This window comes from Methylobacterium sp. AMS5 (assembly GCF_001542815.1).
GTDB lineage: Bacteria > Pseudomonadota > Alphaproteobacteria > Rhizobiales > Beijerinckiaceae > Methylobacterium.
Genome location: NZ_CP006992.1, coordinates 729403 through 752863, shown reverse-complemented (window position 1 = coordinate 752863; position 23461 = coordinate 729403). Strand labels below are relative to the sequence as shown.

The following is a 23461-nucleotide window of genomic DNA, read 5'->3' as shown; positions in this document are numbered from 1 at the left end:
GTTGTAGCTCCAGGAGCTAAACTGATGTCTGCCCTTTCCGCCGCGTTTTTCCACGACGAGGCCGCTGCCTTCGCCAAGCTGGAAAGCCTGCTTTGGCCGGAAGGCCCCGTCTGCCCGCACTGCGGCGGCATGGGCCGGATCACGAACGTCAAGGGTGGTCGCATGGGCCTGCGCCGCTGCGGCGACTGCAGGAAGCAGTTCACGGTGACGGTCGGCACGGTGTTTGAGTCGAGCCATGTGAAGCTGCACCTGTGGCTTCAGGCGGCTCACCTTCTCGCATCCAGCAAGAAGGGCTTCTCCGCGCACCAACTGCACCGGACCCTTGGCGTCACTTACAAGACCGCGTGGTTCATGTTCCACCGGTTGAACGAGGCAGAGAGGTTGTGCCAATTGTCTTCGTTGAAGCCTTTGCAACACGGAGCATCATTGGCGACCGCTTTATAGCCTTTTCTGATATCAGACTCACCTTCGATAAGGTTCGAATGATATCTACTCATGATGACAGAAGTGAGTGGCTTGAGTTCGATCTTAGGATTTTGAGCCAAGTCGGCACTGTTATTGGATACAGCAAGGGCGAACCTAGCTTCAAGGCACTGGCATGAACATGAAGCGTGAGCCTCAATCCAACGATTTCAGGACCGCTAAGCTCGGCGCCGAGAAGATGACACCCGACGAGCAGAAGCGCCGGTTCATCGAAGCCGCGCAGACGGCGGGAGCGAGCGAGGATGAAGCAGAGTTCGACGCGAACCTGAAACGGATTGCGAAGGCGAAGCAGGAGCAGCCATAAACGCCCCCGCCCCGCCGAACGCAGACTACTTGGCCTTGTCGGCGATGCCTTTCAGGCCAGCCTCGTAGACGCCCGCGATGGCCTCTTTTGCCTTGTCGTCGGGCGCCCCCTTGGCTTTGAAGTTGCCGGTCCAAGTGACCTTGGAACCGCTACCATCCTTCTCGACCATGATCGTGGACTTGTAGTCCTCAACCGGCAGGGGGCCCGAAAGGATCGTGTAGGTGTAGTCCATCTTCTTGTCGTCGCGGGATTGCTCCTGCTCCACAATGGTGCCGCCGCCCTTGAGCGACAGAGTGCGCTCTTCCTTGCCCCCCGTCTTGGACAGCGCGCACTTCTCAACCACGGGGTGCCAATCGCCGATGCCGCAGAAGCCGCCGATGGTATTCCAAACCTTGTCCGGCGAAGCCGCAACGGTCGCTGTCTTTGTCACCTCAAGGGCAAGGGCCGGAGTGGCAGCGAAAGCTGCGAGAGACACAACCGGCAGGGCAATCTTCAACATCTAGCGTTTCCTCAGCAGGGTTCTTGTCGGCCCCGGACATGGGGAGCCCATTAGGTAGTGCGCAATCTAAAGACGACCATGACCGGTCAAGTATGTGGGAAAGATATAATCGCCTTTCTTTTGCGGTCGATTAAAGCACCGGGCTTGCGCTGCGGTACGCTTTGCGGCGTTAAGAGTGCCTCACAAAAATCCCGATCTCTGACCGTTCTCGCTTTGGCGAGGACGGCGCAGCGGGAGTTTTGTGAGAGACACTAAGCCGTGGCGATCGCTCCTGCTGAATGACTTCGGATCCGCCCTTGTCCCCCCTCGATACCTCACGTTTTCGCTCTCCCGTTGCGGGCGGCGCCCGATGAGCACCGGCCTGTGGGGCAAGATCGGCGGGGCCGGGATCGGCGTGCTCGTCGGGGGGCCGATCGGAGCGCTGGTCGGATCGGTCGCCGGCCACTTTCTCGTCGATCGCGAGGGCGCGCCCTTCGGCCCGACGCCCCGGGACGTCCTGTTCACGACGGGGCTCGTGGCGCTCGCGGCCAAGATGGCGAAGTCCGACGGCGTGGTGACCGAGTCCGAGGTCCGGGCCTTCGGGCGGGTGGTGCAGGTCGAGCCCGAGGCGCGCGCGGGCGTCCAGCGCCTGTTCGACCTTGCCAAGGCGACGACCGACGGCTTCGAGGCCTATGCCGGTCAACTCGCCGCGACCTTCGGCGAGGAGCCGGCTCTGCTTGAGGACGTGCTCGACGGCCTGTTCCACATCGCCACCGCCGACGGGGCGATCCACGAGGGCGAGGAGCGCTACCTGCGCTCCGTCGCCGGGATTTTCGGCCTCGACGAGGCGGCCTTCCGCCGGATCGCCGCCCGGCACGTGCGGCTCGCCGACGATCCCTATCTCGTGCTCGGCCTCGAACGCTCCGCCGACCCCGCCGCCCTCAAGGCGCAGTACCGGCGGCTGGTGGCCGAGAACCATCCCGACCGGGCGCTGGCGCGCGGATTGCCGCCGGAGGCGGTGGCGATCGCGACGCACCGGCTCGCCGCCATCAATGCCGCCTGGGACCAGATCGCGGCCGAGCGGGGGCTGACGTGAGCTTCTCGCCCGACAGCCCGCTCGCGCAGGCCGTCGTCGCCTCGCCCAACCGCGGCGCGCGGGTCGGCGGCGCGCTCGACATGCTGATCCTGCATTACACCGGCATGCCGACGGCGCAGGGTGCGCTGGACCGTCTATGTGACCCCTCCGCCGAGGTCTCGGCCCATTACTTCGTGTTCGAGGATGGACGCGTCGTGCAGATGGTGCCGGAGGCCGACCGGGCCTGGCACGCGGGCGCCGGAGCCTGGGCGGGCGCACGCGACATCAACTCCCGCTCCATCGGCATCGAGATCGCCCATCCCGGCCATGCCGGTGGGCTCCCGCCCTATCCGGAGGCGCAGATCGCCGCGGTGACGCGGCTTGCCCGCGACATCGTCGTCCGGCGCGCGATCCCCGGCCCCCGCGTGCTCGCCCATTCCGACGTGGCGCCCGCGCGCAAGGAGGATCCGGGCGAAGCCTTTCCCTGGGAGCGGCTGGCGCGCGAGGGCGTCGGGCACTGGGTGCCGCCGGCGCCGGTGCGGGATGGCCGCTTCTTGGCCATGGGCGATACCGGCCAGCCGGTCGAGGCCCTGCAGGCGATGCTGGCCCTCTACGGCTACGAGCAGCCGGTCACCGGCCAGTTCGATGCGGCGATGCGTGCGGTCGTCACCGCCTTCCAGCGCCACTTCCGGCCGACCCGCATCGATGGCGTCGCGGATTCCTCCACGATCACGACCTTGCGTGATCTGATCGCCACCCGGCCAGCGTCGATTTAGCCCGGCCGAGGGTTTCGGAAAGAATACCGATCGCCCGGCGTTCCGTCGTCACCGTCATCGTCACGGCTGCGCGTCGGATCCACCCTTTTCCATGTTCGTGTTCCACTGGATCGTCGGCGTCCTGGTTGGCGCTGTTCTGCTCGCTGCCCTGGCGCGGCGCCTGCGCGCGCCCTATCCGGCCTTCCTGGCCCTGGGCGGCGTCGGCCTCGCCTTCGTGCCCGGCGTGCCGGGCCTCACGCTCGATCCGGAACTGGCGCTCGCCCTGTTCCTCGCGCCCGTGCTCATGGATGCCGGCTACAGCACGTCCCTGCGCGACCTCGTGCGCAATGCCCGCCCCATCGCCGGGCTCGCCATCGGCGCGGTGGCGGCGACGACCGCGGCGGTCGCGGCGGTCGCGCTGTGGCTCGTGCCGGACATGCCGCTCGCCGCCGCCATTGTGCTCGGTGCCATCGTGGCCCCGCCGGACGCCGTGGCGGCGCTGTCGGTGCTCAACCACGTCTCCCTGCCGCATCGTCTCGCCACGATCCTGCGCGGCGAAAGCCTCCTCAACGACGCCGCCTCGCTGTTGATCTACCGGCTCGGCGTTGCGGCAGCGATGACCGGCCATTTCGCCGTTGCCGAGGTGGCGCCGGCCTTCCTGATCGGTGTCGTCGGCAGCCTTGTGGCGGGGCCGCTCGCCGCGCTCGTCTACCTGCGGATCCTGCGCCGCGTCGATGAGCCGGCCAGCGTCATCGTGTTGCAGTTCGCGGCCGCCTTCGGCCTCTGGATCGCTGCCGAGGCGATGGAACTGTCCGGGGTACTCACCGTGGTCAGCTTCGCGATCACCGTGGCCCGCCGCGCGCCCGGCCAGACCTCGCCGCGCCCGCGGGTGATCTCGAACGCGGTCTGGGAAACGGCGATCTTCGTGCTCAACGTCCTCGCCTTCGTGCTGATCGGCGAGCAGATCGGGCCGATCCTGGCGCGGATGACGCCCGAGCAGGAATTCGCCTACGCCTCCGTCGCCGCAGCCGTGGTCGTCACCGTGATCCTCGTCCGCATCGCCTGGGTGCTGCCGGCGAGCGCCATCCGGCGTGTCGGCTTCGGCGTCGCCTCCGATCAGCCGGACGATCGTGGCCCGGCCCGCGATCTCGGCCTCGGCGCCGGCTTTGCCGTCTCGTGGTCGGGGATGCGCGGCCTCGTCACCATCGCCACGGCTTTGGCCCTGCCCGAGGGCGGGCCCGAGGGCGGCGCGTTTCCCTATCGCGACTTGATCGTGCTCACTGCCTTTTGTGTGGTGATCGGTACGCTGGTGCTCCAGGGCTTGAGCCTGCGCCCGATCCTCGGGTGGCTCGGGCTGGAGGATAGCGATCCTGTCGGCCGCGAGGTCGGCCGGGCGCGGGCCGAGGCCTATGGCGCTGCGGTCGAGGCCCTGAAGAACGACCGCTCGGAGGCGGCGGATGCCCTGCGTCGAGAGTTCCATGCCGCGCTGGCCCAGGCCGAGGCGCATGAGGACGGCCTCGCCCCGGAAGGGCTGCCGACCGACGAGCCCCGCCGCCGCGCGATCCACGCCGCCCGCGACCGCCTCCTGACCCTGCGCCGGAACGGCCGGATCGGCGACGACGCCTATCTCGTGTTGGAAGAAGAACTCGATTGGGCCGAGCTCAATGCGACGCCGCGAGGAGAGGCCTGATGCGCGTCCCGACGGATAAGGTTCGAACGAACTCACCTTAAAATTGCATAAACTTGACTGAAGCTTTAATATTGAGATTATAATGCGAAATTGCCAATTTAATATAACTTCGATTTGCCAAAGTTAATCTTTATGGCACTATCCAGCCTGCCGCGCGTTCGATCGAATATAATCTTGATGTTAGCTGCCTATCGATAGGTCGGCTTGTGAGATTCGTTTCCAGTGCTGAAATGCGCGCTATGTTCCGCGATATGTTGCAAAGAACTGTGTATCGCCTTTGGAGTCATCCAGAAACCCTGGGCGAATAAAGTGCTCATGCGGTAAGGCTCGCGGGCCCGAGGCGGCGATGACGGGGACGGCTGTCAGAAGCGCGCCGGGCAAACCTTTTGCCGCCGTGACACGTAATGGCCTGCGCCACGCGGCGTGACCGCGATCCCTCATGTCTTCGCGCTGCCATCCGCTTCCGCGGAAGGGGCGGGAACAGGTCCGATGCCGAGATCGATGTTCGAACTGTCAGCCTCATGCCCGACTGCACGGCCGCCTGGGCAGCCCCCAGCGACGTCTTCCCGTATTCCCGGCCATGCCCTCGGGATGGGCTCACGCAGCGCCTGTCTCGCGGGCCGGGATGTCGTCCGCCCGCTGGATCGCCCGTGCTGATGGTCGCGAGCACCGCCTGTCTTGTCGCGGGTGTCGGGCTGGCGGCTCAGGCACACCGCTTCGGCGCGCGCGCAGCGCTGGCCGAAACCCTGTCCGGCCTCCTGCTGGTCCTCGGCCTCGCCCTGATCGGGGTCGGGCTGCCGGTCTTTCGATAGGGGCTGATCGAGGCGGGGATGGGCTGATTATCCGAGACGCCCCCGTCTCGGGCGGCGGTCAGGCGCCGAGGCTGCGGCGGGCGGCGAGCCGCACCTCGATCGCGTCCCAGACCGACACCGCGAGATCGGGCCCGCCGAGCCGCTTGATGGTGCGGATGCCGGTGGGGGAGGTGACGTTGATCTCGGTGAGATGTCCGTCGATCACGTCGATGCCGACGAGGATCAGGCCGCGGCGTCTCAACTCCGGCCCGATGGTGGCGCAGATCTCGCGCTCACGCTCGGTCAGATCGGAGGCGCCGGCGGCGCCGCCGCGGACCATGTTGGAGCGGATATCGCCCTTGGCCGGCACGCGGTTGATCGCGCCCATCGGCTCGCCGTCCACGAGGATGATGCGCTTGTCGCCCTCGGTGATCTTTTCCAGGAAGCGCTGCACCACCCACTGCTCGCGGAAGGTGGCGGAGAACAGGTCGAACATCGAGCCGAAGTTCGGATCCTCCTCCGTGACCCGGAACACCGCCGCGCCGCCATGCCCGTGCAGGGGCTTCATCGCGACCGTGCCGTGCTCCTTTCGGAACGCCTCGATCTCGGCGCGGTCGCGGGAGATCAGGGTCGGCGGCATCAATTCGGGGAAGTCGAGGACGAACAGCTTCTCCGGCGCGTTCCGGACCTCGGCCGGATCGTTGACCACCAGGGTGCGCCCGGCGACCTTCTCCAGCATGTGGGTGGCCGTGACGTAGGCCATGTCGAAGGGCGGATCCTGGCGCATCAGCACCACGTCGACTTCGGCGAGATCGATGCGCTCCGGCGCCCCGAGGGTCACGTGCGCACCCTCGACATCCCGCACCGTCACGGGCTGAGCGTAGGCCGTGACCAGCCGGCCCTGCATCGAGAGCCGGTCCGGCGTGTAGGTATAGAGGCTGTGACCCCGCGCCTGCGCCTCCAGCATCAGGCCGAAGGTGGTGTCGCCCGCGATGCGGATCGACTGGATCGGATCCATCTGGACCGCGACGGTCAACGCCATGCTCGTCCCCGAATTGCTGTGCGTTCCGCCCAAACAGCGGGCGAAACAGCGGGCTCCTGGCGAGCCCGCTCCGTTCCGATCGACGATCCTCCGAGGGGACCGGAACCCGAGTGCCTCTCACATCATGCCCGGTGCAGCGCCGCAGCCGGAGGGGCGATGCTCAGCGCCCGGGCATCTTGCGAGGCACTCCGGGAGGCCCCCTTAGAGCCGTATCCGACCTCATTGCATCGGGCCGGCGTCTCCAGGTCGGTGTCACGAGACGCATTCTTTCGACGAACCGGTGGCCACGTCGTCGAAATGCGCTCGAGAGCATCGTTCCGAAAGACGGTTGCCGGCCGTCGGAAAAAGATGACGCAAGAACAAGAGGCTAGGGCATCGTTCTGGATCTTGTATCCAGGACGATGCCCTAGCGCTGGCCGCGGGATTGCGAGGCGCCCCCGCTGCGCCGGTCGTAGTCGCTGATGGCGGACTTGCACTCGGGTGAGAGGCGCGAGCGGTTGCGGGTCATGCAGGCGTCGGCATCCTGGCTGTTCGGATCGACGCCGGCACAAAGCCGGAAGTAGTCGTTGGCGCAGCCGAGTTGCAGCCCCTGGTCCTCCCGCTGGGCCTGGGCCGGGCTTGCCGCCACCAGAGCCAGCAGAGCGAGAGGCGCTAGTCTCAGGGCCGCGGACACGCCGCGCGCCGGGCTGCCGAATCGTGTGAAGTCCGGACGCATCCTGCCTTGTCCTTCGCTCGATCAAAGTTGGGTTGGCTCCGCATATCGGGCATCCCCCCTCGTTAGCAAGCGCAGCACGCAGCCGTTGCGCCGGCCCTGTCACGCCCGCCCGGGTCTGCGGCATCACCGAGAAAAACCGCCCGACAAAGAAACGGCCCCGCAGCGCGATCGCGCGGGGCCGAAGTCAAGGGAGGAAACGCCCGCCATGGGCAATGGCATTCTCGCAAGGACCGTGCCGTCCGCGAAACAGGTCGCGCCGAGGCCGCGCTTCGCCGCGGATGGACGCGGAATGCGACGTGCGTTGAAACACTCCGTTAACCACGTCGTGCTGAGCTTGGCCTGAGATCGCCCGGCCGGGGCGGGCCCGTCCCGCTCACGACGAGCGCCCGCCCGATGCTGCCAGCCCGCTCCGGGTGGCCGCAGGGCGGGAGCCGGCCGCCACACACATCGACGGGACAGGCCCATGACGCCCTCAACGATCGCCCCCTCCAAGACACCTTCTTTAGCGTCCCCTTCCGCTCCCGCGGCGAAGCCGGGCCACCGGGAGAGCGGCGCGACCGGCTCCGTCGTACCCTTCGCCCCCGCGACGACCCGCCGCTTCCGCCGCGAGGCGGACGATGCGCCGCGCGGTCAGATCCTGCTGTTCATGGGCGTGCGCTACGAGAGGATGCCGGAGGCGGAGGCTCTGCCGGTTCCGCGCCGCCGCCGCTCGTGACGCGCCCCGGCTTTCGATCCGCCGGCCTGCTTCTGGCCCTGTTGCCGGGCGCCTGTGCGCAGGAGGGTGACTTCGGCCGTCCGGCGTCGAGCGCCTGGAACAGCCTGATCGAGACCACGGGGACGGTGGCCGCCTACGAACGCGGCGCGCCGGCTTCGGCCTTTCCGCTCACCGACGACGAGACGATCCTGCGTGATCGGGCCTGGCGGTTCTTGATGCCCGCCGACGGCCACGCCGCCTTCCTCGACGCGCTCGCCAACCTGACCCGAGCCCGCGTGCTGCCGCCGCGTTGGCGGCGCGACGATATTCCCGCCTATCACAACGATTTGATCTTCGAGTCGTTTCGCTCCCCCTATTCCCGCTACCGCAGGTTGTCGGACGACGCGTTGGCCGACGGTCGCCTGATCCCGATCTTCGTGGCCGTCGCCGGACGCGTCTTCGACGCGGACGGGGTACGCCTGCGCGCCCTGCCGTTCTCGAAGAGCCTCGACGATCGGGACGTGCGGCAGGCCGCGATGCGCGTCGCCGAGAACCGCTGTCTCGTGGCGTGGGTGCGCCTGGAAACATCCCTGCGCATCGCCCGCTATCGCTACGCGCTCGAGCATTTTCTGATCGAGATGCCCGGCCGCGAGGCGGCGTCGGCCGAGCAGGCGCTCGCCTTCCTCGAAGAGCGGCGCGGGCTCCTCGACCCGCTTCTGCCGCCGGACGCTGCCGCCCGCTGCGGCCTCGTCGAGCCGCCGGTACAGGCGGTTTTGGCCGCGCCGGTCGTGGCCAAATTTTAGCCTCGGTGTATTAGCCCCGGTCCGGAAACGGCAGACACAGGGCTGAAAGCGAATGGGACCGATGCGAACCATCGTCTATGCGGATGGCGGCTGCGACCCCAATCCCGGCCCCGGCGGGTGGGCGGCGGTGATCCAGGACCCCTCCGGGACGATCGAGCTGTACGGCGGCGAGCGCGCCACCACCAACAACCGCATGGAGTTGACCGCCGCGATCCGCGCCCTGGAGCATTTTCCCGAGGGCGCCGCGATCGAGATGCGCTGCGACAGCCAGTACGTGGTCAAATCCGTCACCGAGTGGATGCGCGGCTGGAAGGCGCGGGGCTGGCGCACCGCCACGGGGCCGGTGAAGAACATCGACCTGATGCAGCGCCTCGACACGCTGGCCGCGGCCCGCGACGTGCGCTGGACCTGGGTGCGCGGCCATGCCGGCGAGGCCGGCAACGAGCGCGCCGACCGTCTCGCGACCCTTGGCCGGCGCGAGGCCCTGAGCGGCAAGACGTCGGGTGAAGCGATGCCTGCGCCGGCCGATCCCGCCCCAGCCCTGGCGCCGGCGCCGCCTGTGCAACCCAAGACGGTGCAGGTGGCGCTGAGCGCGGATCTGGCCAACGCTCTGTCGCGGGCGGCCGGTCGTGCCGGGATCACCCCTCAAGCCTATCTCGAGGACGCGGTGCGGCTGGCGCTCGAACTCAAGCCGCCGGGCGTCGCCCGTGTTCGGGCCGAGTTGCAGAAGGCGTCCTGATCGGGCGGAGGCGGGCGCAATGAACCTGGGGCATCGTCCCGAAAGGTGGACGCCGGCTTTCGGAGAAAGACGATGCAAAACAAAAGACGAGAGCGGCGCCCTGGATCGGGTATCCAGGACGATGCTCTCGCCTTCTTCGACCGCCCCGCCGCGACCGTCGCCGCCGAACTGATCGGCCACGGGCTGTGCGTGGACGGCGTCGGCGGCCTCATCGTCGAGACCGAGGCCTACGACCGGACCGATCCGGCCTCGCACAGCTTCGCCGGGCCGACGCGGCGCAATGCCAGCATGTTCGGGCCGCCGGGCCGCGCCTACGTCTACCGCTCCTACGGCCTGCACTGGTGTCTCAACCTCGTCTGCGAGACCGGCAGCGCCGTACTGCTTCGGGCGCTCGAACCGACCACGGGTCTGGAGACGATGCGCACCCGCCGCGGGCTCGACGCGCCGCGCCTCCTCTGCGCCGGGCCGGGCCGGCTCGCCCAGGCGCTCGGCATCGACCTGTCGCATGATGGCCTGCCCCTCGACCGAGCGCCCTTCGCCTGGGCGGCGCCGCAGCGGCCGCAGCCGGTCGCGGCGACGACCCGCATCGGCATCAGCCGCGGGGTCGAGGCAGCCTGGCGCTTTCTGGTGCCCGGCTCGCCCTATCTCAGCCGTCCGCTGCCGCGAGCGAAATCCGGTGCCGCGGGGGAGGGGGCTTAGAGCATCGTCCCGAAAGGTGGTTGCCGGCTTTCGAAAAAAAAGATGATGCGAAAACAGGAGCCTCAAGCATCGTCCTGGATCGGCTATCCAGGACGATGCTTTAGGTCTCGGCCAGCCCTGCGCTCGACCCGGAGGGCGCCCGCCCGTGCGGCGTGCCGAGATATTCCTCCGAGCGCATCTCGATGAGGCGGGAGGCGGTACGCTCGAACTCGAAGGCCTCGCGGCCCTGCGCCGCGGTGTAGAGTCCGGTCGGTTCGGCCTCGGCCGAAGCGACGAGCTTCACATGCGCGTCGTAGAGGGTGTCGATGAGGGTGATGAAGCGCTTGGCCTCGTTGCGCTCCGCCTCGCCCATCACCGGAATGCCGGAGACGATCAGGGTGTGGAAGTGGTCGGCGAGCGCCATGTAATCGGAGGCGCCGAGCGGCTTGCGGCACAGATCGTCGAAGCTGAAGCGGGCGACGCCGCCGGCTTCTTCCGGCACCGGAACCGCGCGGCCCTTCACCTTCACCGTACTCGGCTGGCCCTTCGCGCGCCCCGAGAGCGCCTTGAAGGCGGCGTCGAGCGCGACCTCGGCCGCCGCGTCGGCCGGCACATGATAGACCGAGCTTCCGCCGAGCTTCTCCAGGCGGAAATCGGTGCGGGAATCGAGGCGCAGTACCTCGACCCGCTCCTGAAGCTCTGCCACGAAGGGCAGGAACAGCGCGCGGTTGAGGCCACTCTCATAGAGCCGGTCGGGCTCGACGTTCGAGGTCGCCACCACCGTCACGCCGCGCTTGAACAGGGCGCCGAACAGGCGCCCCAGGATCATCGCGTCGGCGATGTCGGTGACCGTGAACTCGTCGAAGCAGAGCAGCGTCGCTTCCGCTGCCAGCGCCTCGGCCACCGGTGGGATCGGGTCGTCGCCCTTCACCTCACCCCGTTTCAAGGCCTGACGGTGGGCGTGGATGCGCTCGTGCGCGTCGGCGAGGAAGCCGTGGAAGTGGACCCGACGCTTCGGGCCCGGCGCGGCCTCGTGGAAGAGGTCCATCAGCATGGTCTTGCCGCGGCCGACCGAGCCCCAGATGTAGAGCCCCTTGGGCGGCCCGACATCGTCGTCCTTGCGGCCGAACAGCCAGCCCAGCGCGCTGCCCTTCTTCGCCCGGCGGCGGCGCTCCAAGTTCTGCACCAGCCGGTCGAGGGCCTGGACGAGGCGGATCTGCGATGGGTCGCGCTCGATCGCGCCCGAGCCCACGAGGGCGTCGTAGCGCTCGCGGACCGGGCCGGGCGAGACCGCGCCGGCGCGGGCATGGTCGGAGGGGGCGTAGGTCTCGGGCATCCCGGCCGATCGATCGCGTGAGGGAGCGGCTCTTCCGGCAGGCGAGCCGGCGGAAGAGACGGGCGGTGTGGCTTGCCCCGCTCTGCCGCGCCGCGGCACCGCGATCAAGCCGGCGCAGGTCAACCTTGCGAACATCCGCAGCGATCCGAAGCGGAGGCTTCCTGCCGGAGGCGATCGTGCGCAACCATGCTCGGACCTGAATACGCCGGAGCCGCTCCCCATGACGCTGCAACGGGGAGCGGCTCCAAGCGCTCATTCTACTATTCTGCCTCGTGCCGAACCATCACTCGGTTCAGAGCGAGGGTATTCTATTGAGTGATGCGAGCAACTCTCAGCGCTTGATTGAACATTGCGCCGAGTGAAGCGGTGATGTCGGCCTGCGTGTTGGCTTTATAGAAAAATCCCGGCGATGCACAATTCCGAAGAGGATCTGCGAGTGTCGGGCTGAATTGATTGACGCGGCCATTCTCCCAAACGATGTAGCTGTCATTGTTGTAATTTTTTACAATGTTGTAGGGTATGTATAGAACCGAAATGGTCGCGCCCGCATTTTTGAGTTCCGTGCATTTCGACGGATCGATCTGAGCGGGTTGCGAGCCGTTCCAGTCGGCATTGGGATAGCCTGCAAACTTCGAGGGATTTCCAGAAAATGTCTTCGTATCCTTCCACGCCGAGTACGACTGGCTGTTCTGCATGCCGTCGGTGATCAGAAACACGAACGGCCTCGAGTTCGTTGAGGCGGAACCGTTGCCGTAGGGCTTGATGGTCGACTTCATCTTCGGCAGGGCCGCCTCAAAATGAGTTCCACCGCTGCCGGTGCCGGTTTTCGGATCGTTGTTCGTGAAAAGTTGCGTGCTGCCCGTATCGAGCAGATTGGTGAAAGCGAGCGGCCAAATCTTGTCGCACTCGGCCGCCGTTCTCAGCGCGGCAAGCGAGGTGGTCGTATCGGCGAGGGGTGCGAGTGTCGCCAATTGATTGATGAACGGATAGATGCCGATTCGATACTGGTTCGGCACGACCGGCTTCGAGGCCCGTTTAAGAAGTTCGCAGACCGCGTTGTTCACCGCGTCGGACCGCAACTGGATTTTTCCCGCCGCCTTGGTCCAGCCGACACTATCTGGGAAGTGGCACGCGAATTGGCAGTTTCCCTGCTTCTCCTTGCTTTGCATGGCGAGTGCTTCAGCGTCGGAATCTTTCGTCGGCAGACCCATTGAGCCCGATACGTCCACCATCAGGTAGAAATCGAGGTAGCTTGCGAGGTCGACCGATGCGTTGACACGGTTGGTCAGGGTCGTCGCCGAAAGCCCGAAGATTCTGCCGAACGTGCTCTGAACAGTGGCCGTATAGCTGACCGTCGCATCGAGGGTTTGTCCGCTTCTTGCGATCTCAAGTTGAGAAAGAGAGACCGTTGCGAACGGGACCTTGCTGGCATTGGCGTTGAAGGCCTTAAGGGCCTGGTACTCGCCGGCCTTGATGCCGGACGCCGTCACGTCGCTCTGCTGCGCGTTGGCGGCGATGAACTCCTTGGCCGTCACGACGCCCGCGAGCGCGGCGGCGTCCGCTGCATTGTCGAGCCGCGTCTTGCTGCTGATCGCCATGCCGTAATCGATGCCGAGGCCGACGAGGCCGATGGTCGGGAGCACAGCGAGCGCGAAGAGGACGTTGATGCTGCCCTCGGCGTTCGAGGCCAGGGCCGACGCCCGGCCCTTGAGCCGGCCTGCGCGGGTCAATAGCCGGTGCATTTGGTCGCGATCCCGTCGTTGTTGGTTGTGTCGAAGTTCACCAGCGAAGCGTAGCGCGGCTGCACATAGGCCGTTCGCGCGATCCGCACGGCGGGGACGAAGCCCGACCCGAAGGTCGGCGTAAAATCGAACGCCACATCGATCACCACCAGCGATCCGGGCCCGTAGGTGGATCGCGGCAGGGTGGTCCGAGTCGACGCCGCGTCGTCGGCTGTCGGCAGTTGTGGCGTGTCGCAGGGCCGGTAGTTGTTCCCGCCGGGCTGGGCCGTGCCGGTGGTCGTCCAGACCACCTTGGCATCGTAGCAGGGACTCAGGTCGACGCTGGTGTCGGGGTTGTTCTGGCAGGCGCTGTTCTTCGCCTTGAACTGGATGCTGGCATAGTTGATCGAGATGTTCTCCCACCACGAACGGCCCCGCCGCTTGGCGTCCTTCATCACGTAGGGAAACAGCACGAGGGTGGCGTCGTAGCTGAAGTGCAGGTCGGTGGCGTTGACCAGGGCGATCGTCGAGCTGTCCGGCGGCACCGATTGCGAGATCATCTGGCTGATCGAGTGCGCGACGAGTTCGACCTTGCGGGTCGCGTCGATGTAGGCGACCACTTGGGTGCCTGCGAACAGCACCAGCAGCAGGGTGGGCAGGATCAGGGCGAACTCGATGGCGGCCACCGCGCCCTCCGCCGCACGGAAGCCGTCCACCTGCGCCCCGAGGCCGGCGCGGACGCTTCGAAGCATCGCCAGCGCCCGGAAGGCGAGGGTGCTGTCCGGCGCGGCGCCGCGTTGCACCGCGGGGAGTGGCGTGCGGGGGGAGCCGTCCGCCATCAGTACTGCTCGTTGCGAAAGGCCGCGGCCGAGACCGCGAGATAGGCCGGCTTGCCCTTGTAAGTCGCGCCGCCGCTCAGCCAGGACGAAATCTGCGGAGGCAGGAACGTGATCGGGTAGATGACCTGAAGGTACTGGTAATCCCCCCGGTTGCCGAGATTGAATTGCCCCGACCCCGTGGCGAGATTGGCCACGGTCACGCCGCTCAAGTCGGATGAGACGTAGGAGTAGTACCCGCTGGGCTGCCCAGCTTTGGGCACGACGTACAGATTGACGATGACGTTGTCGCAAGAAATCGTCGCCGGCAGGTATCCGCAGAGGCTTTGCTTGAAACCCGCTTGCGTTGCTGCAGTCGATTGAGACTGAAGGTTCCCGGTCAGGATCTTGCGGGATGCCCGTATCGTCGCATTGTCGATGGTCTGGTTGATGTACACGACCAGTGCGGATGCCATCACGAAAAGCAGTGTAAGGATGAACGCTGCTCCGACGAGGGCGAACTCGACGGCCGTCGATCCTTCATCGTTGCAAATGTAATTCGATTCTCGCCGCATGGATTCAGGGTATCTTGCAGAATTTAAATAAAAGATAACAGGATATCAGAAATCCGGGCCTTTGCTGGCGCAGATCGGTGCGATGCTTCTATCGGCTCTGATTGCAGACCTGAAGGAAGCGGACAGACCAGCCATGCAAGCCCGAGCGGAGATCCGGCACTTTGCTGCATTGCGGTGAGCGCGCCGCCGCACCAAATGGGCTCGGTCTGCGCCGGAGAGGGAGGCCGCGCGGGTGAATCGCCGATCCGGCGCGCTGCAAGAGTTCCTCGCTTCCCCGATGCCCCTCTCAACGTTTCCCGATGATCGTCCCTCGGACCGCCCCCTCGGGGCGGCACGTGGCCGACCGAGTCTGCGCCGCCTCTGGCCGAGCGATGGGCCGGCGGTGCGGGCCTTCTTCCTGCGCCTCGATCCGGAAACCCGCGCCAATCGCTTCATGGCCGCGGTCGGTGACCGGGCGGCCGCGGCCTACGCGGCGCAGGCGATGGTCGCGCCCGGCATGATCGTCGGCGTCTTCGTGGACGGCACCCTGCGGGCGCTCGGCGAATTGCGCCCGTTCGGCCCTGGACATGCGGACGCCCGGCGGGCGGAGGTCGCACTCACGGTGGAGCAGGGGTTTCGGCGGGCGGGTTTCGGGTTGAGGCTGCTGCGGCGTCTGGCGGAGGCCGCCCGCAATCGCGGCCTCGTCGAGCTTCGTCTGCGTTGCATGCCCCACAACGTCGCGATGCGGCGGCTGGTCGCGGGGCTCGGCGCGGAGCTACGTTTCACCGAGGGTGAAAGCGAGGGTGCGATCCGTCTCGCGCAGCCGACGCCGCTCTCCTTGTGGCGGGAGGGGATCGAGGCGACCCTCGATTTCAACCTCGCCATGGCGACCCTGCCTCGATCCCGGCCGCTTCCCTCGCCGTGTCTGCCGCCGTTTCTCGCGCATGCAGCCTGAATCGGCCGTTCAGGCGGCTTCGTCCGGCCATGCGACGATGCGCTCGACCAGCTCGTCCTCGGCAAACTCCTCCTCGTTGCCGGCGACGCGTCCGCGCACGGAGATGCCGGCATCGTGGACGCTGGCCCGGCGGCCGGTCTTCAGCGGGTGCCACGCGGGCAGGTCGCGGCCCTCCCGCACGAGGCGGTAGGCGCAGGTCGGCGGCAGCCAGGGGATCGTGCGCACCGCCTCCGGCGTCAGTTGCACGCAGTCCGGCACGCGTTTGGCACGGTGGCGGTAGTCGCGGCAGCGGCAGGTATGGGTGTCGAGCAGCGTGCAGCCGACATCGGTGTGGTGGATCTCGCCGGTGTCGTCGTCCTCGAGCTTGAGCAGGCAGCAGCGACCGCAGCCGTCACACAGGCTCTCCCACTCCGCCGGGCTCATCGCCTCGAGCGTCTTCACGCGCCAGAACGGCCCTTCGCTGCGCTCGGCCATATCAGGCGCCTCGCTCGCTTTCGATCGTATCGTTTCGGGACAAGGCGCCCCTCCTGCCGCATGCCGACGCCGGGAGCAAGCAGGACCGGACGATCCGCCATCCGCCCGCCGGATTCGGCTGCCACAGACGTCTTAAGGTTAACGTGCGGTGAGCGGTCCGCCGGGGGGACGGTGGCCCGCCCTTCGCGTTCCTTAACGGAAGCGAAAGCTCGCGGGCCGGCGCGTGTCCTGATACAGAACGTATCGGATCATCGCTGCCTGGGCTTTCTCTACGCCGACCCGGACATCGTTTAAAGAAACCGGAAGCCGCCTTGCGCCTGCCCAGCCTCAAGACGCTGACGACGCGGATCAGCCGCGCGGCCCTGGCCTTCGATGCCTGGGTCAATGCGAGCCTGTACGAGGGCGGCCATTCCACGACGGAAGCCTACGAGCGCTTCCAGGCGCGGATGCAGGTCTTCTCGGTCCGCGGCTGGAAGCGCTACGCCCTCGACCTCACCAGCGAGGGTGTCACCATCGGGACGGCGGGCGCCATGCTGCTGCTGTTCCTGGCTCAGCCCGCCTTCAACCTCACCAGCGACAACTGGCTGAAGGCCCAGGATCTCGCCGTCACCTTCCTCGACCGCTACGGCACCGAGGTCGGACGCCGCGGCATCAAGCACGACGACTCGCTGAAGTTCGACGACTTTCCCGAACTGATGATCAAGGCCCTGCTCTCGACCGAGGACCGGCGCTTCTACGAGCATTGGGGCATCGATCCGATCGGCACCGCCCGCGCGCTCGTCTCGAATTCCTCCGGCAAGGGCAACGTGCAGGGCGGCTCGACCCTCACGCAGCAGCTCGCCAAGAACCTGTTCCTGACCAACGAGCGCTCGCTGGAGCGCAAGGTCAACGAGGCGTTCCTCGCCTTCTGGCTCGAAGCGCACCTGACCAAGAACCAGATCCTGAAGCTCTATCTCGACCGTGCCTATATGGGCGGCGGCACCTTCGGCGCCGTGGCGGCGGCGGATTACTATTTCGGCAAGCGCCTGCAGGACATCACGCTGGCGGAAGCCGCGATGCTCGCCGGCCTGTTCAAGGCACCGACCAAATACTCGCCCAACGTCAACCTGCCCGCCGCCCGCGGCCGGGCGGTGGACGTGCTGCACAACATGGTCGAGGCGGGCTTCGTCACCGAAGGGCAGATCCAGACGGCGTTGCGCAACCCCGCCACCCCGGTCACCCGTACCAAGGACATCACTGCCGACTACTACCTCGATTGGGCCTTCAACGAGGTGAAGCGGATGGCCGATGCGGGCAAGCTCCGCAACGACCGCGTGCTGACGGTGAAGACACCGCTCGACCTCTCGATCCAGCGCTCCGCCGACCAGGCGGTCGAGAACATGCTGCGGCGGCTCGGCGATCAGTACGACGTGGACGAGGCGGGCGTGGTGATCCTCGACCCCGACGGGGCGCTCCGTGCCATGGTCGGCGGCGCCGATTACGGTGAGAGCCAGTTCAACCGCGCCACCGATGCGCTGCGCCAGCCGGGCTCCTCGTTCAAGCCCTACGTCTATGCCGCGGCTTTGGCTTCGGGCCTGTTCAAGCCGGACACGCCGGTGGTGGACTCGCCGGTCTGCGTCGGCAACTGGTGCCCGCAGAATTACGGCCGCTCCTATTCCGGCCGACAGCCGATGTGGCTCGCGGTGGCGAAATCGGTCAACACGATCCCGATCAAGGTCACCACAGCCATTGGCAAGGGGCTCGGCATCACCCACGACTGGAAGGCGGCGAAGGCGGGCCGCGAGAAGATCATCCAGCTCGCGAAAGCGATGGGCGTGACGACGCCGCTGACCGACACGCCTTCGCTGCCGATCGGCGCCACCGAGGTGACGGTGATGGATCAGGCGGCGGGCTTCGCGGTCTTCGCCAATGGCGGACGGGTCGCCAAGCCCTACGTCGCCACCGAGGTGCGCAATTCCAGCGGCGAGGTGATCTACCGCCACGCCGACGAGAAGCCGGTGCAGGTGCTCTCGTCCCAGGTGACGGCGGACATGAACTACATGCTCAACAAGGTCGTCGAGGAAGGCACCGCGCGGAAGGCCCAGATCGAGGGCGTGAAGGTCGCGGGCAAGACCGGCACCACCAACGGCTACCGCGACGCGTGGTTCGTCGGCTACACCGGCAACTATGTCGGCGCCGTCTGGTACGGCAACGACGATCACAGCCCGACCAACAAGATGACCGGCGGTTCGCTCCCCGCGATGACGTGGCACGAGATCATGGCCCCTGCCCATCAGGGCATCGAGCTGAAGCCGATGCCCGGCCTGAACGACCGCAGGAGCGCGCCGCAGGCCGCCCAGGCGCAGGCCGACGGCGCGGCCGCCGCCGCCAGCACCGGTGGCCGGCTCTCGCGCCGCTCCTTCGAGGTGCTGTCGGGCCTCAACGGCCTGTTCCGCAACGTCGAGACCAGCCGCTCCGCCGCCAAAAGCGAGCCTGGCAAGGGTGAACTTGGCAAGAGCGAGCCTGGCAAAACCGATCCGGCGCGCTCCGGCGCCGTCGCCCCCGATCGGGTGCGTGCGCCCGGCCTCGTGCCCGTCGATGTCGCCGAGGGCGCGCGCGCCTCCGGCGGCTTCGGGACGCCCTGAGGCCGACCCCATGGCCCTGTCGAGTGGAGTCGGCCCGGCGGCCGGAACATCGCTGCGCGAGGACGCGGGCGCCGAGCCGTCCGGGCGTCTGCCCAAACGGCTACCCCAGCGGCTACCCCAGCACCTGGGCCGCCTCGCGCGCGGTGCCGCCTCGCGCAGCTCGCGCGTCGGGCTATTCGTCTACGCGCTCACCCTCGGCGGGCTCCTGGGCCTCGCCAGTGCCGATTACGCCACCAGCGGCGGCTATCCCTTCGGCGGGACGGCGATCGGGAGCTGGACGGCGTGGCCGCGGGCGGGCTCGCTCGATTCCGACCCCTATGCCCGCGCCGTCAACGCCCGGCGCGGCGACATTCCCCTTGCGGTTGGGGAAGGCATGTTGCTCACCGCTGCCAGCGACGACGAGGGACGGACGCTGGACGCCGCCTGTAGCTATCGCCTCGCGGGTGTGACGCCCCCGGCCCGCGCCTGGACCCTCACCGTGACCGGCCGTGGCGCGCTGGCGCCGGGTCAGGAGCCGGTGCGGACGGGCTTTACCTCCACCGAGATCCTGCGCGAGACCGACGGTCGCTTCGCGATCCAGCTGAGCCCCGAGGTCCAGCCCGGCAACTGGCTGCCGATGCCGCGGCCGAGGGGGCCGGTGCGGCTGGCGCTGCGCCTCTATGACACGCCGGTGGCCGCCAGCGTCGGCTCGCTCGACCGGGACACCCTGCCGGCGATCGAGCGCACGGGGTGCGGTTCATGAGCCGCGGCGCGTTCTGGCTCGCCACCGCCTGCGGCCTCGTCATCGCCGGCATCGTCCACATCGCCACGGTGCTGGCGATTCCGCGCTTCTCGGAGGGCGACGCCTTCACCCGCGCGCGGGCGAGCGAGACCCTCGACCACCCCTTGCGCATCCACGGCCTTGCGGGCGCACCCGCGGCGAACGGCGAATGGCTGCCCAATCCCGATCCGGCTGTCTCGGTTGGCGTGTGCTCCTACGACCTCGATGACGGGCCGATGCGGGTCTCGGCCCAGGCCGGCTCGCTGATGCTGTCGGTCTCGATGCACAGCCGCCGGGGCGCCTTCTACGCCGTGACCGATCAGGCGGCGGTGCGCGGTGGGCTCGACCTCGTGGTGATGACCCGCGCCCAGTACGACGAGGCCCTGGCCAACGACGTGGCCGGCGAGGTGACCCGCGACGTGCGCATCGTCGCCCCCGCCCGGCGCGGCTTCGCAGTGGTCCGCGTGATCGCCGCACTGCCGAGCGAGCGCGCGGTGGCCGACGCGGCGGTGCAGGCGGTGTCCTGCACGATCGACAGCCCGGCCGAGCCGACGGGGGAGGAGCCGGGGAAGGGCAAAAGTTAGTGTCTCTCACAAAACGCCCGCCGCGCGGTCATCGCCAGAACGAGAACAGTCGGAGACCAAGAGTTTTGCGAGGCACTTTTGAAGGCAAAAGTTGAACTGCTCCGCTGCTGCAAGCGCCCGTGCCGTTGTGGCCGTCCACAGCGATTGCAGGGGCGCGGGGGTCCATTGCCCGAGGGATCGACGCCCCTCGCCGCCGGTTGCCCCGATCCCAGTTCGGCCCCTCGGACGCGTCGGTCGCTCTTCGAGAAACGAGCGGATTATTTCCGTCTCAGCGGCTTTCGGGAGCGCCGCGTCCATGCGGATGGCCGTGAAAGCCATGCGCGTGGTTCGATTGTACCCACGGCGATTTTTCTTTAGGGTCCGCGTCTTAGGTCTGTCGCAGGGATTCTGCCGCGCGGCTACCATTGGCCGGGATGCGTATCGCGCGAGAGCGCAGGGGCCCAAGGGGCTGCTGCCTTTTCACGCAGGTATCTCATCCGATGGCGGCGGCGGATCGCGGGGCGGTCCAGTGATTCGCGGAGGCGGCTCGCCGTCCCCATATCCGTCGGTGCCGAACCCGTTTGCGGGTCCGAAACGCCAGTGCGCCATGGGCGCACCGAGGAAGAGTGTCATGAGTCAAACGGGCCGCGATGACCCGCAATCCCTGGACAGCCAACTCTGCTTTGCCGTCTACGCGGCGGCACATGCCTTCGGTCGCGCCTATCGCAGCCTCTTGGCCCATCACGAGCTGACCTACCCGCAATATCTCGTGCTGCTGGTGCTGTGGGAGGAGGAGGGGCTCTCGGTCAAGGAGATCGGCAGCCGCCTTTTCCTCGATTCCGGCACGCTCACGCCGCTCCTCAAGCGCCTCGAAGCCTCCGGTCATGTCCGGCGTGCCCGCGACCGTCCGGACGAGCGCCAGGTCAGCATCTTCCTGACGGACAAGGGGCGCGGGCTCAAGGGCAAGATGGACTGCCTGCCGCATACGGTGGGCGGCATGACCGGGATGACCCTCGACGAGCGGCGCGCACTCCTCGACAACCTCGCCATGATGCGCGACGAGTTGCATGCCCGCGCCGGCAGCACCGAGGTGCCGGCCGCGAACGCGTCTCGCTGACGCACCCGCCGGTCGATCAAGTGTTTCAAACGAGAAAAGCCGCCCCGAGGGGCGGCTTTCCTATTTGATCCGATCGAATTCCGGAGGCGCGGGGCCTCAGGACTTCGTCTTGAGGTAGGCGATGATGTCGTCGACCTTCTTCGGGTCCTTGACGCCCGGGAAGACCATCTTGGTGCCGGGCACCTTCTTCTTCGGGTCGGTGAGCCACTCCTTGAGGTTGGCTTCGTCCCAGGTGATGCCGGACTTCTTCAGCGCGTCGGAGAAGGCGTAGCCGTCGGCACCCTCACCGGCCTTCATGCCGACGACACCCTTCAGGGTCGGGCCGACGCCGTTCTTCTCGAAATTGTGGCAGGCCTTGCAGGGCGCGAACGCCTTCTCGCCGGCGGCGGCATCGCCCTCGGCATGGGCGGCGACAGGCAACAGCAGCGCGAGGGCGGCGCCGAGGATGAGATGACGCATCGTTGTTTTCCTCCTTGGAACGGCCGAAGCCGGCCTGCTTATGGCAGAGCTTTTAGCCTTAGAACAGATATAGACTATGCCGGGCACGCGTCCAGCCGAGGCTGGTTCACGAAGACGCTTCCGCTCCTTTCGGTGGCTGCATGGGTCGGTGGGAACTGCCGTGCGTCTCGGGAGACTTTCCGCTAAGACGTGTGCCCGACGTCGTCCAGGCGAACCTGAACTGCGGCGGCTGAAGCGGGGCTGAAGGCCCCGCACGCCCCTGTGGATCGCCGAAAGCGAAGTCGAAAAAAACAAATCTCTTGAGGAGATGCCGACCATGTCGATCGCCTTCCCCGCGCCGGATGCGGATGTCGTCGCCCGCCGCGAGGCGATCATCGAGGGGCTTTCCGCGCTGGTGGCGCCGGAGGCGCTGGTGACGACGGAGGACGAGCGCCGCGCCTTCGAGACCGACGGTCTCACCGCCTACCGCAAGATGCCGCTCGCCGTGGTGCTGCCCTCCACGACCGGGGAGGTCTCGGCGGTGATGGCGTTCTGCCACGCCCACGGTGTGCGGGTGGTGCCGCGCGGCGCCGGCACGTCGCTGGCCGGCGGTGCCATCGCCCAGGAGGACGCGATCATCATCGGGGTGGGCAAGATGACGCGTATCCTCGATCTCGATTTTTCCAACCGCATCGCCCGGGTCGAGGCCGGCATCACCAACCTCGCGATCTCCGGGGCGGTGGCGCATGAGGGCTTCTTCTACGCGCCGGACCCGTCGAGCCAGCTCGCCTGCACCATCGCCGGCAACATCGCCATGAATTCCGGCGGGGCGCACTGCCTGAAATACGGCGTGACGACCAACAACCTCATGGGCGTCACGCTCGTGACCAACGACGGCACCGTGGTCGAGCTCGGCGGCGAGCATCTCGATTCCGGCGGCTACGACCTGCTCGGCCTGATCTGCGGCTCGGAAGGCCAGCTCGGCATCGTCACCGAGGCCACCGTGCGCATCCTGCGCGCCGCGGAAGGCGCGCGCCCGGCCCTGGTCGGCTTCTCCTCGGTCGAGGATGCCGGCGCCTGCACCGCGGCGATCATCGCGGCCGGCATCATCCCCGTCGCCATCGAGTACATGGACCGCGAGGCGATCCTCATCACCGACGACTTCGCCAAGGCCGGCTACCCGCGTGATGCTGCCGCGATGCTGATCATCGAGGTCGAGGGCTCGGACGAGGAATGCTCGGACATGCTGGCGCGCATCGAGGCGATCGCCGCAGGGTTCAACCCGACCAGCATCCGCGTCTCGAAGTCGGAAGCCGAATCCGCCGCGATCTGGAAGGGCCGCAAATCCGCCTTCGGCGCCACCGGGCGCATCTCCGACTACATCTGCATGGATGGCACGATCCCGACCGGCCAGCTCGGCCACGTGCTGGAGCGGATCGAGGCGATCTGCGCCGAGCAGGGGCTTCGCGTCGCCAACGTGTTCCATGCCGGCGACGGCAACCTGCACCCGCTGATCCTGTTCGACATCAACACGCCCGGCGAGTTGCAGAAGGCCGAGGCTGCGGGGGACGCGATCCTCAAGCTCTGCGTCGAGGTTGGCGGCTGCCTCACCGGCGAGCACGGCGTCGGGATCGAGAAGCGCGAGCTGATGCGCTTCCAATACACGCAGGACGACCTCGAACAGCAGATGCGCGTGCGCAACGTGTTCGATCCGGCTTGGCTGATGAACCCGGCCAAGGTCTTCCCGCTCGAGGGCCGGATCGCGGCCTGAACGGGCCGCGGAACGGATGCGGGCGCGGCCGGTTGGCGTCTCACTCGCTTCGCATCGGCCTGCCATGATCGCGCCGGGACGATGCG

Annotated in this window: 24 protein-coding genes and 1 pseudogene; 16 read left to right on the top strand and 9 right to left on the bottom strand. The window is 67.3% G+C overall.

Annotated features, from left to right (window positions below):
- Positions 1–24: 24 nt before the first annotated feature.
- Both Y590_RS03525 and Y590_RS03520 read left to right on the top strand, forming a co-directional pair.
- Positions 25–438 (top strand): annotated as a pseudogene (locus tag Y590_RS03525) (transposase); the annotation flags it as partial.
- 160 nt (positions 439–598) lie between these two features.
- On the top strand, positions 599–787 hold the full coding sequence (locus Y590_RS03520) for a hypothetical protein (protein ID WP_286161844.1): 189 nt from the start codon (positions 599–601) through the stop codon (positions 785–787).
- 25 nt (positions 788–812) lie between these two features.
- On the opposite strand, the gene Y590_RS03515 is transcribed toward Y590_RS03520, so the two are convergent.
- On the bottom strand, positions 813–1286 hold the full coding sequence (locus Y590_RS03515; protein WP_060768668.1) for an SRPBCC family protein: 474 nt from the start codon (positions 1284–1286) through the stop codon (positions 813–815).
- Positions 1287–1635: 349 nt separating this feature from the next.
- Between Y590_RS03515 and Y590_RS03510 the strand changes: the two genes are divergently transcribed.
- The 4 genes from Y590_RS03510 (at position 1636) to Y590_RS26935 (ending at position 5597) form a co-directional block, all read left to right on the top strand.
- Positions 1636–2361, top strand: coding sequence for a TerB family tellurite resistance protein (locus tag Y590_RS03510; RefSeq protein ID WP_060768667.1), 726 nt, complete (start codon positions 1636–1638; stop codon positions 2359–2361).
- Positions 2358–3116, top strand: coding sequence for an N-acetylmuramoyl-L-alanine amidase (locus Y590_RS03505; RefSeq protein WP_060768666.1), 759 nt, complete (start codon positions 2358–2360; stop codon positions 3114–3116). Before Y590_RS03510 ends, Y590_RS03505 begins: the two co-directional genes overlap by 4 nt.
- A 91-nt stretch (positions 3117–3207) precedes the next feature.
- Positions 3208–4785 carry a Na+/H+ antiporter gene (locus Y590_RS03500; RefSeq protein ID WP_060768665.1) on the top strand — a complete coding sequence of 526 codons (1578 nt, stop codon included), beginning with the start codon at positions 3208–3210 and terminating at the stop codon, positions 4783–4785.
- A 656-nt stretch (positions 4786–5441) separates the two neighbouring features.
- Positions 5442–5597, top strand: a complete 156-nt coding sequence (locus tag Y590_RS26935) for a hypothetical protein (protein WP_201026762.1) — start codon at positions 5442–5444, stop codon at positions 5595–5597.
- 58 nt (positions 5598–5655) lie between these two features.
- On the opposite strand, the gene gshB is transcribed toward Y590_RS26935, so the two are convergent.
- Both gshB and Y590_RS03490 read right to left on the bottom strand, forming a co-directional pair.
- Positions 5656–6618: a glutathione synthase gene (gene gshB / locus Y590_RS03495; RefSeq protein ID WP_060768664.1), complete on the bottom strand. Its 963-nt coding sequence runs from the start codon at positions 6616–6618 to the stop codon at positions 5656–5658.
- A gap of 406 nt (positions 6619–7024) precedes the next feature.
- Positions 7025–7333: a hypothetical protein gene (locus tag Y590_RS03490; RefSeq protein WP_060768663.1), complete on the bottom strand. Its 309-nt coding sequence runs from the start codon at positions 7331–7333 to the stop codon at positions 7025–7027.
- A 463-nt stretch (positions 7334–7796) separates the two neighbouring features.
- Between Y590_RS03490 and Y590_RS03485 the strand changes: the two genes are divergently transcribed.
- The 4 genes from Y590_RS03485 to Y590_RS03470 all read left to right on the top strand — a co-directional run bounded on the left by Y590_RS03485 (position 7797) and on the right by Y590_RS03470 (position 10268).
- Positions 7797–8048, top strand: a complete 252-nt coding sequence (locus Y590_RS03485) for a hypothetical protein (RefSeq protein ID WP_060768662.1) — start codon at positions 7797–7799, stop codon at positions 8046–8048.
- Positions 8045–8830 (top strand): hypothetical protein, encoded by a 786-nt coding sequence (locus tag Y590_RS03480; protein WP_060768661.1) that lies wholly within the window; start codon positions 8045–8047, stop codon positions 8828–8830. Before Y590_RS03485 ends, Y590_RS03480 begins: the two co-directional genes overlap by 4 nt.
- Positions 8831–8891: 61 nt before the next feature.
- Positions 8892–9569 carry a ribonuclease HI gene (gene rnhA, locus Y590_RS03475; RefSeq protein ID WP_060772135.1) on the top strand — a complete coding sequence of 226 codons (678 nt, stop codon included), beginning with the start codon at positions 8892–8894 and terminating at the stop codon, positions 9567–9569.
- Positions 9570–9641: 72 nt separating this feature from the next.
- Positions 9642–10268, top strand: a complete 627-nt coding sequence (locus Y590_RS03470; protein WP_060768660.1) for a DNA-3-methyladenine glycosylase — start codon at positions 9642–9644, stop codon at positions 10266–10268.
- A 100-nt stretch (positions 10269–10368) separates the two neighbouring features.
- Here Y590_RS03470 and zapE read toward each other — a convergent pair whose 3' ends face one another.
- From zapE to Y590_RS03450, 4 genes are all read right to left on the bottom strand, one after another.
- On the bottom strand, positions 10369–11583 hold the full coding sequence (zapE, locus tag Y590_RS03465) for a cell division protein ZapE (RefSeq protein ID WP_060768659.1): 1215 nt from the start codon (positions 11581–11583) through the stop codon (positions 10369–10371).
- A gap of 308 nt (positions 11584–11891) precedes the next feature.
- The gene (locus Y590_RS03460; protein WP_060768658.1) at positions 11892–13325 is read right to left on the bottom strand and encodes a pilus assembly protein TadG-related protein; all 1434 of its coding nucleotides are present in this window, start codon (positions 13323–13325) and stop codon (positions 11892–11894) included.
- Positions 13310–14143: a TadE/TadG family type IV pilus assembly protein gene (locus Y590_RS03455; RefSeq protein ID WP_060768657.1), complete on the bottom strand. Its 834-nt coding sequence runs from the start codon at positions 14141–14143 to the stop codon at positions 13310–13312. The genes Y590_RS03460 and Y590_RS03455 overlap by 16 nt, the downstream gene beginning before the upstream one ends.
- Positions 14143–14694 carry a TadE/TadG family type IV pilus assembly protein gene (locus Y590_RS03450; RefSeq protein ID WP_060768656.1) on the bottom strand — a complete coding sequence of 184 codons (552 nt, stop codon included), beginning with the start codon at positions 14692–14694 and terminating at the stop codon, positions 14143–14145. Before Y590_RS03450 ends, Y590_RS03455 begins: the two co-directional genes overlap by 1 nt.
- A 277-nt stretch (positions 14695–14971) precedes the next feature.
- Here Y590_RS03450 and Y590_RS03445 point away from each other — a divergent pair, with 277 nt between their 5' ends.
- Entirely contained in the window at positions 14972–15628 is a 657-nt protein-coding gene (locus Y590_RS03445; protein WP_060768655.1) for a GNAT family N-acetyltransferase, read from the top strand.
- 9 nt (positions 15629–15637) lie between these two features.
- On the opposite strand, the gene Y590_RS03440 is transcribed toward Y590_RS03445, so the two are convergent.
- Positions 15638–16102: a YcgN family cysteine cluster protein gene (locus Y590_RS03440; protein ID WP_060768654.1), complete on the bottom strand. Its 465-nt coding sequence runs from the start codon at positions 16100–16102 to the stop codon at positions 15638–15640.
- Positions 16103–16413: 311 nt separating this feature from the next.
- On the opposite strand from Y590_RS03440, the gene Y590_RS03435 reads away from it, so the two are divergent.
- The 4 genes from Y590_RS03435 to Y590_RS03420 all read left to right on the top strand — a co-directional run bounded on the left by Y590_RS03435 (position 16414) and on the right by Y590_RS03420 (position 21166).
- The gene (locus Y590_RS03435; RefSeq protein WP_060768653.1) at positions 16414–18726 is read left to right on the top strand and encodes a transglycosylase domain-containing protein; all 2313 of its coding nucleotides are present in this window, start codon (positions 16414–16416) and stop codon (positions 18724–18726) included.
- A 10-nt stretch (positions 18727–18736) separates the two neighbouring features.
- Positions 18737–19468 (top strand): DUF1214 domain-containing protein, encoded by a 732-nt coding sequence (locus Y590_RS03430; RefSeq protein ID WP_060768652.1) that lies wholly within the window; start codon positions 18737–18739, stop codon positions 19466–19468.
- Positions 19465–20070: a DUF1254 domain-containing protein gene (locus Y590_RS03425; RefSeq protein WP_056200642.1), complete on the top strand. Its 606-nt coding sequence runs from the start codon at positions 19465–19467 to the stop codon at positions 20068–20070. The genes Y590_RS03430 and Y590_RS03425 overlap by 4 nt, the downstream gene beginning before the upstream one ends.
- 610 nt (positions 20071–20680) lie before the next feature.
- Entirely contained in the window at positions 20681–21166 is a 486-nt protein-coding gene (locus Y590_RS03420; protein WP_060768651.1) for a MarR family winged helix-turn-helix transcriptional regulator, read from the top strand.
- A gap of 96 nt (positions 21167–21262) precedes the next feature.
- Here the strand turns inward: Y590_RS03420 and Y590_RS03415 are convergent, their stop codons facing one another.
- Entirely contained in the window at positions 21263–21625 is a 363-nt protein-coding gene (locus Y590_RS03415; RefSeq protein WP_060768650.1) for a c-type cytochrome, read from the bottom strand.
- Positions 21626–21941: 316 nt separating this feature from the next.
- Between Y590_RS03415 and Y590_RS03410 the strand changes: the two genes are divergently transcribed.
- Positions 21942–23375 (top strand): FAD-linked oxidase C-terminal domain-containing protein, encoded by a 1434-nt coding sequence (locus Y590_RS03410; protein WP_060772134.1) that lies wholly within the window; start codon positions 21942–21944, stop codon positions 23373–23375.
- Positions 23376–23461 lie beyond the last annotated feature (86 nt).

Bases quoted from the DNA above. Each gene is read 5' to 3' on its own strand.
- Y590_RS03520 (WP_286161844.1), top strand. From the start codon at position 599: ATGAACATGAAGCGTGAGCCTCAATCCAACGATTTCAGGACCGCTAAG.
- Y590_RS03515 (WP_060768668.1), bottom strand. From the start codon at position 1,286: ATGTTGAAGATTGCCCTGCCGGTTGTGTCTCTCGCAGCTTTCGCTGCC.
- Y590_RS03510 (WP_060768667.1), top strand. From the start codon at position 1,636: ATGAGCACCGGCCTGTGGGGCAAGATCGGCGGGGCCGGGATCGGCGTG.
- Y590_RS03500 (WP_060768665.1), top strand. From the start codon at position 3,208: ATGTTCGTGTTCCACTGGATCGTCGGCGTCCTGGTTGGCGCTGTTCTG.
- Y590_RS26935 (WP_201026762.1), top strand. From the start codon at position 5,442: ATGGTCGCGAGCACCGCCTGTCTTGTCGCGGGTGTCGGGCTGGCGGCT.
- gshB (WP_060768664.1), bottom strand. From the start codon at position 6,618: ATGGCGTTGACCGTCGCGGTCCAGATGGATCCGATCCAGTCGATCCGC.
- Y590_RS03490 (WP_060768663.1), bottom strand. From the start codon at position 7,333: ATGCGTCCGGACTTCACACGATTCGGCAGCCCGGCGCGCGGCGTGTCC.
- Y590_RS03485 (WP_060768662.1), top strand. From the start codon at position 7,797: ATGACGCCCTCAACGATCGCCCCCTCCAAGACACCTTCTTTAGCGTCC.
- rnhA (WP_060772135.1), top strand. From the start codon at position 8,892: ATGCGAACCATCGTCTATGCGGATGGCGGCTGCGACCCCAATCCCGGC.
- Y590_RS03470 (WP_060768660.1), top strand. From the start codon at position 9,642: ATGCAAAACAAAAGACGAGAGCGGCGCCCTGGATCGGGTATCCAGGAC.
- zapE (WP_060768659.1), bottom strand. From the start codon at position 11,583: ATGCCCGAGACCTACGCCCCCTCCGACCATGCCCGCGCCGGCGCGGTC.
- Y590_RS03460 (WP_060768658.1), bottom strand. From the start codon at position 13,325: ATGCACCGGCTATTGACCCGCGCAGGCCGGCTCAAGGGCCGGGCGTCG.
- Y590_RS03455 (WP_060768657.1), bottom strand. From the start codon at position 14,143: ATGGCGGACGGCTCCCCCCGCACGCCACTCCCCGCGGTGCAACGCGGC.
- Y590_RS03450 (WP_060768656.1), bottom strand. From the start codon at position 14,694: ATGCGGCGAGAATCGAATTACATTTGCAACGATGAAGGATCGACGGCC.
- Y590_RS03445 (WP_060768655.1), top strand. From the start codon at position 14,972: ATGCCCCTCTCAACGTTTCCCGATGATCGTCCCTCGGACCGCCCCCTC.
- Y590_RS03440 (WP_060768654.1), bottom strand. From the start codon at position 16,102: ATGGCCGAGCGCAGCGAAGGGCCGTTCTGGCGCGTGAAGACGCTCGAG.
- Y590_RS03430 (WP_060768652.1), top strand. From the start codon at position 18,737: ATGGCCCTGTCGAGTGGAGTCGGCCCGGCGGCCGGAACATCGCTGCGC.
- Y590_RS03425 (WP_056200642.1), top strand. From the start codon at position 19,465: ATGAGCCGCGGCGCGTTCTGGCTCGCCACCGCCTGCGGCCTCGTCATC.
- Y590_RS03420 (WP_060768651.1), top strand. From the start codon at position 20,681: ATGAGTCAAACGGGCCGCGATGACCCGCAATCCCTGGACAGCCAACTC.
- Y590_RS03415 (WP_060768650.1), bottom strand. From the start codon at position 21,625: ATGCGTCATCTCATCCTCGGCGCCGCCCTCGCGCTGCTGTTGCCTGTC.
- Y590_RS03410 (WP_060772134.1), top strand. From the start codon at position 21,942: ATGTCGATCGCCTTCCCCGCGCCGGATGCGGATGTCGTCGCCCGCCGC.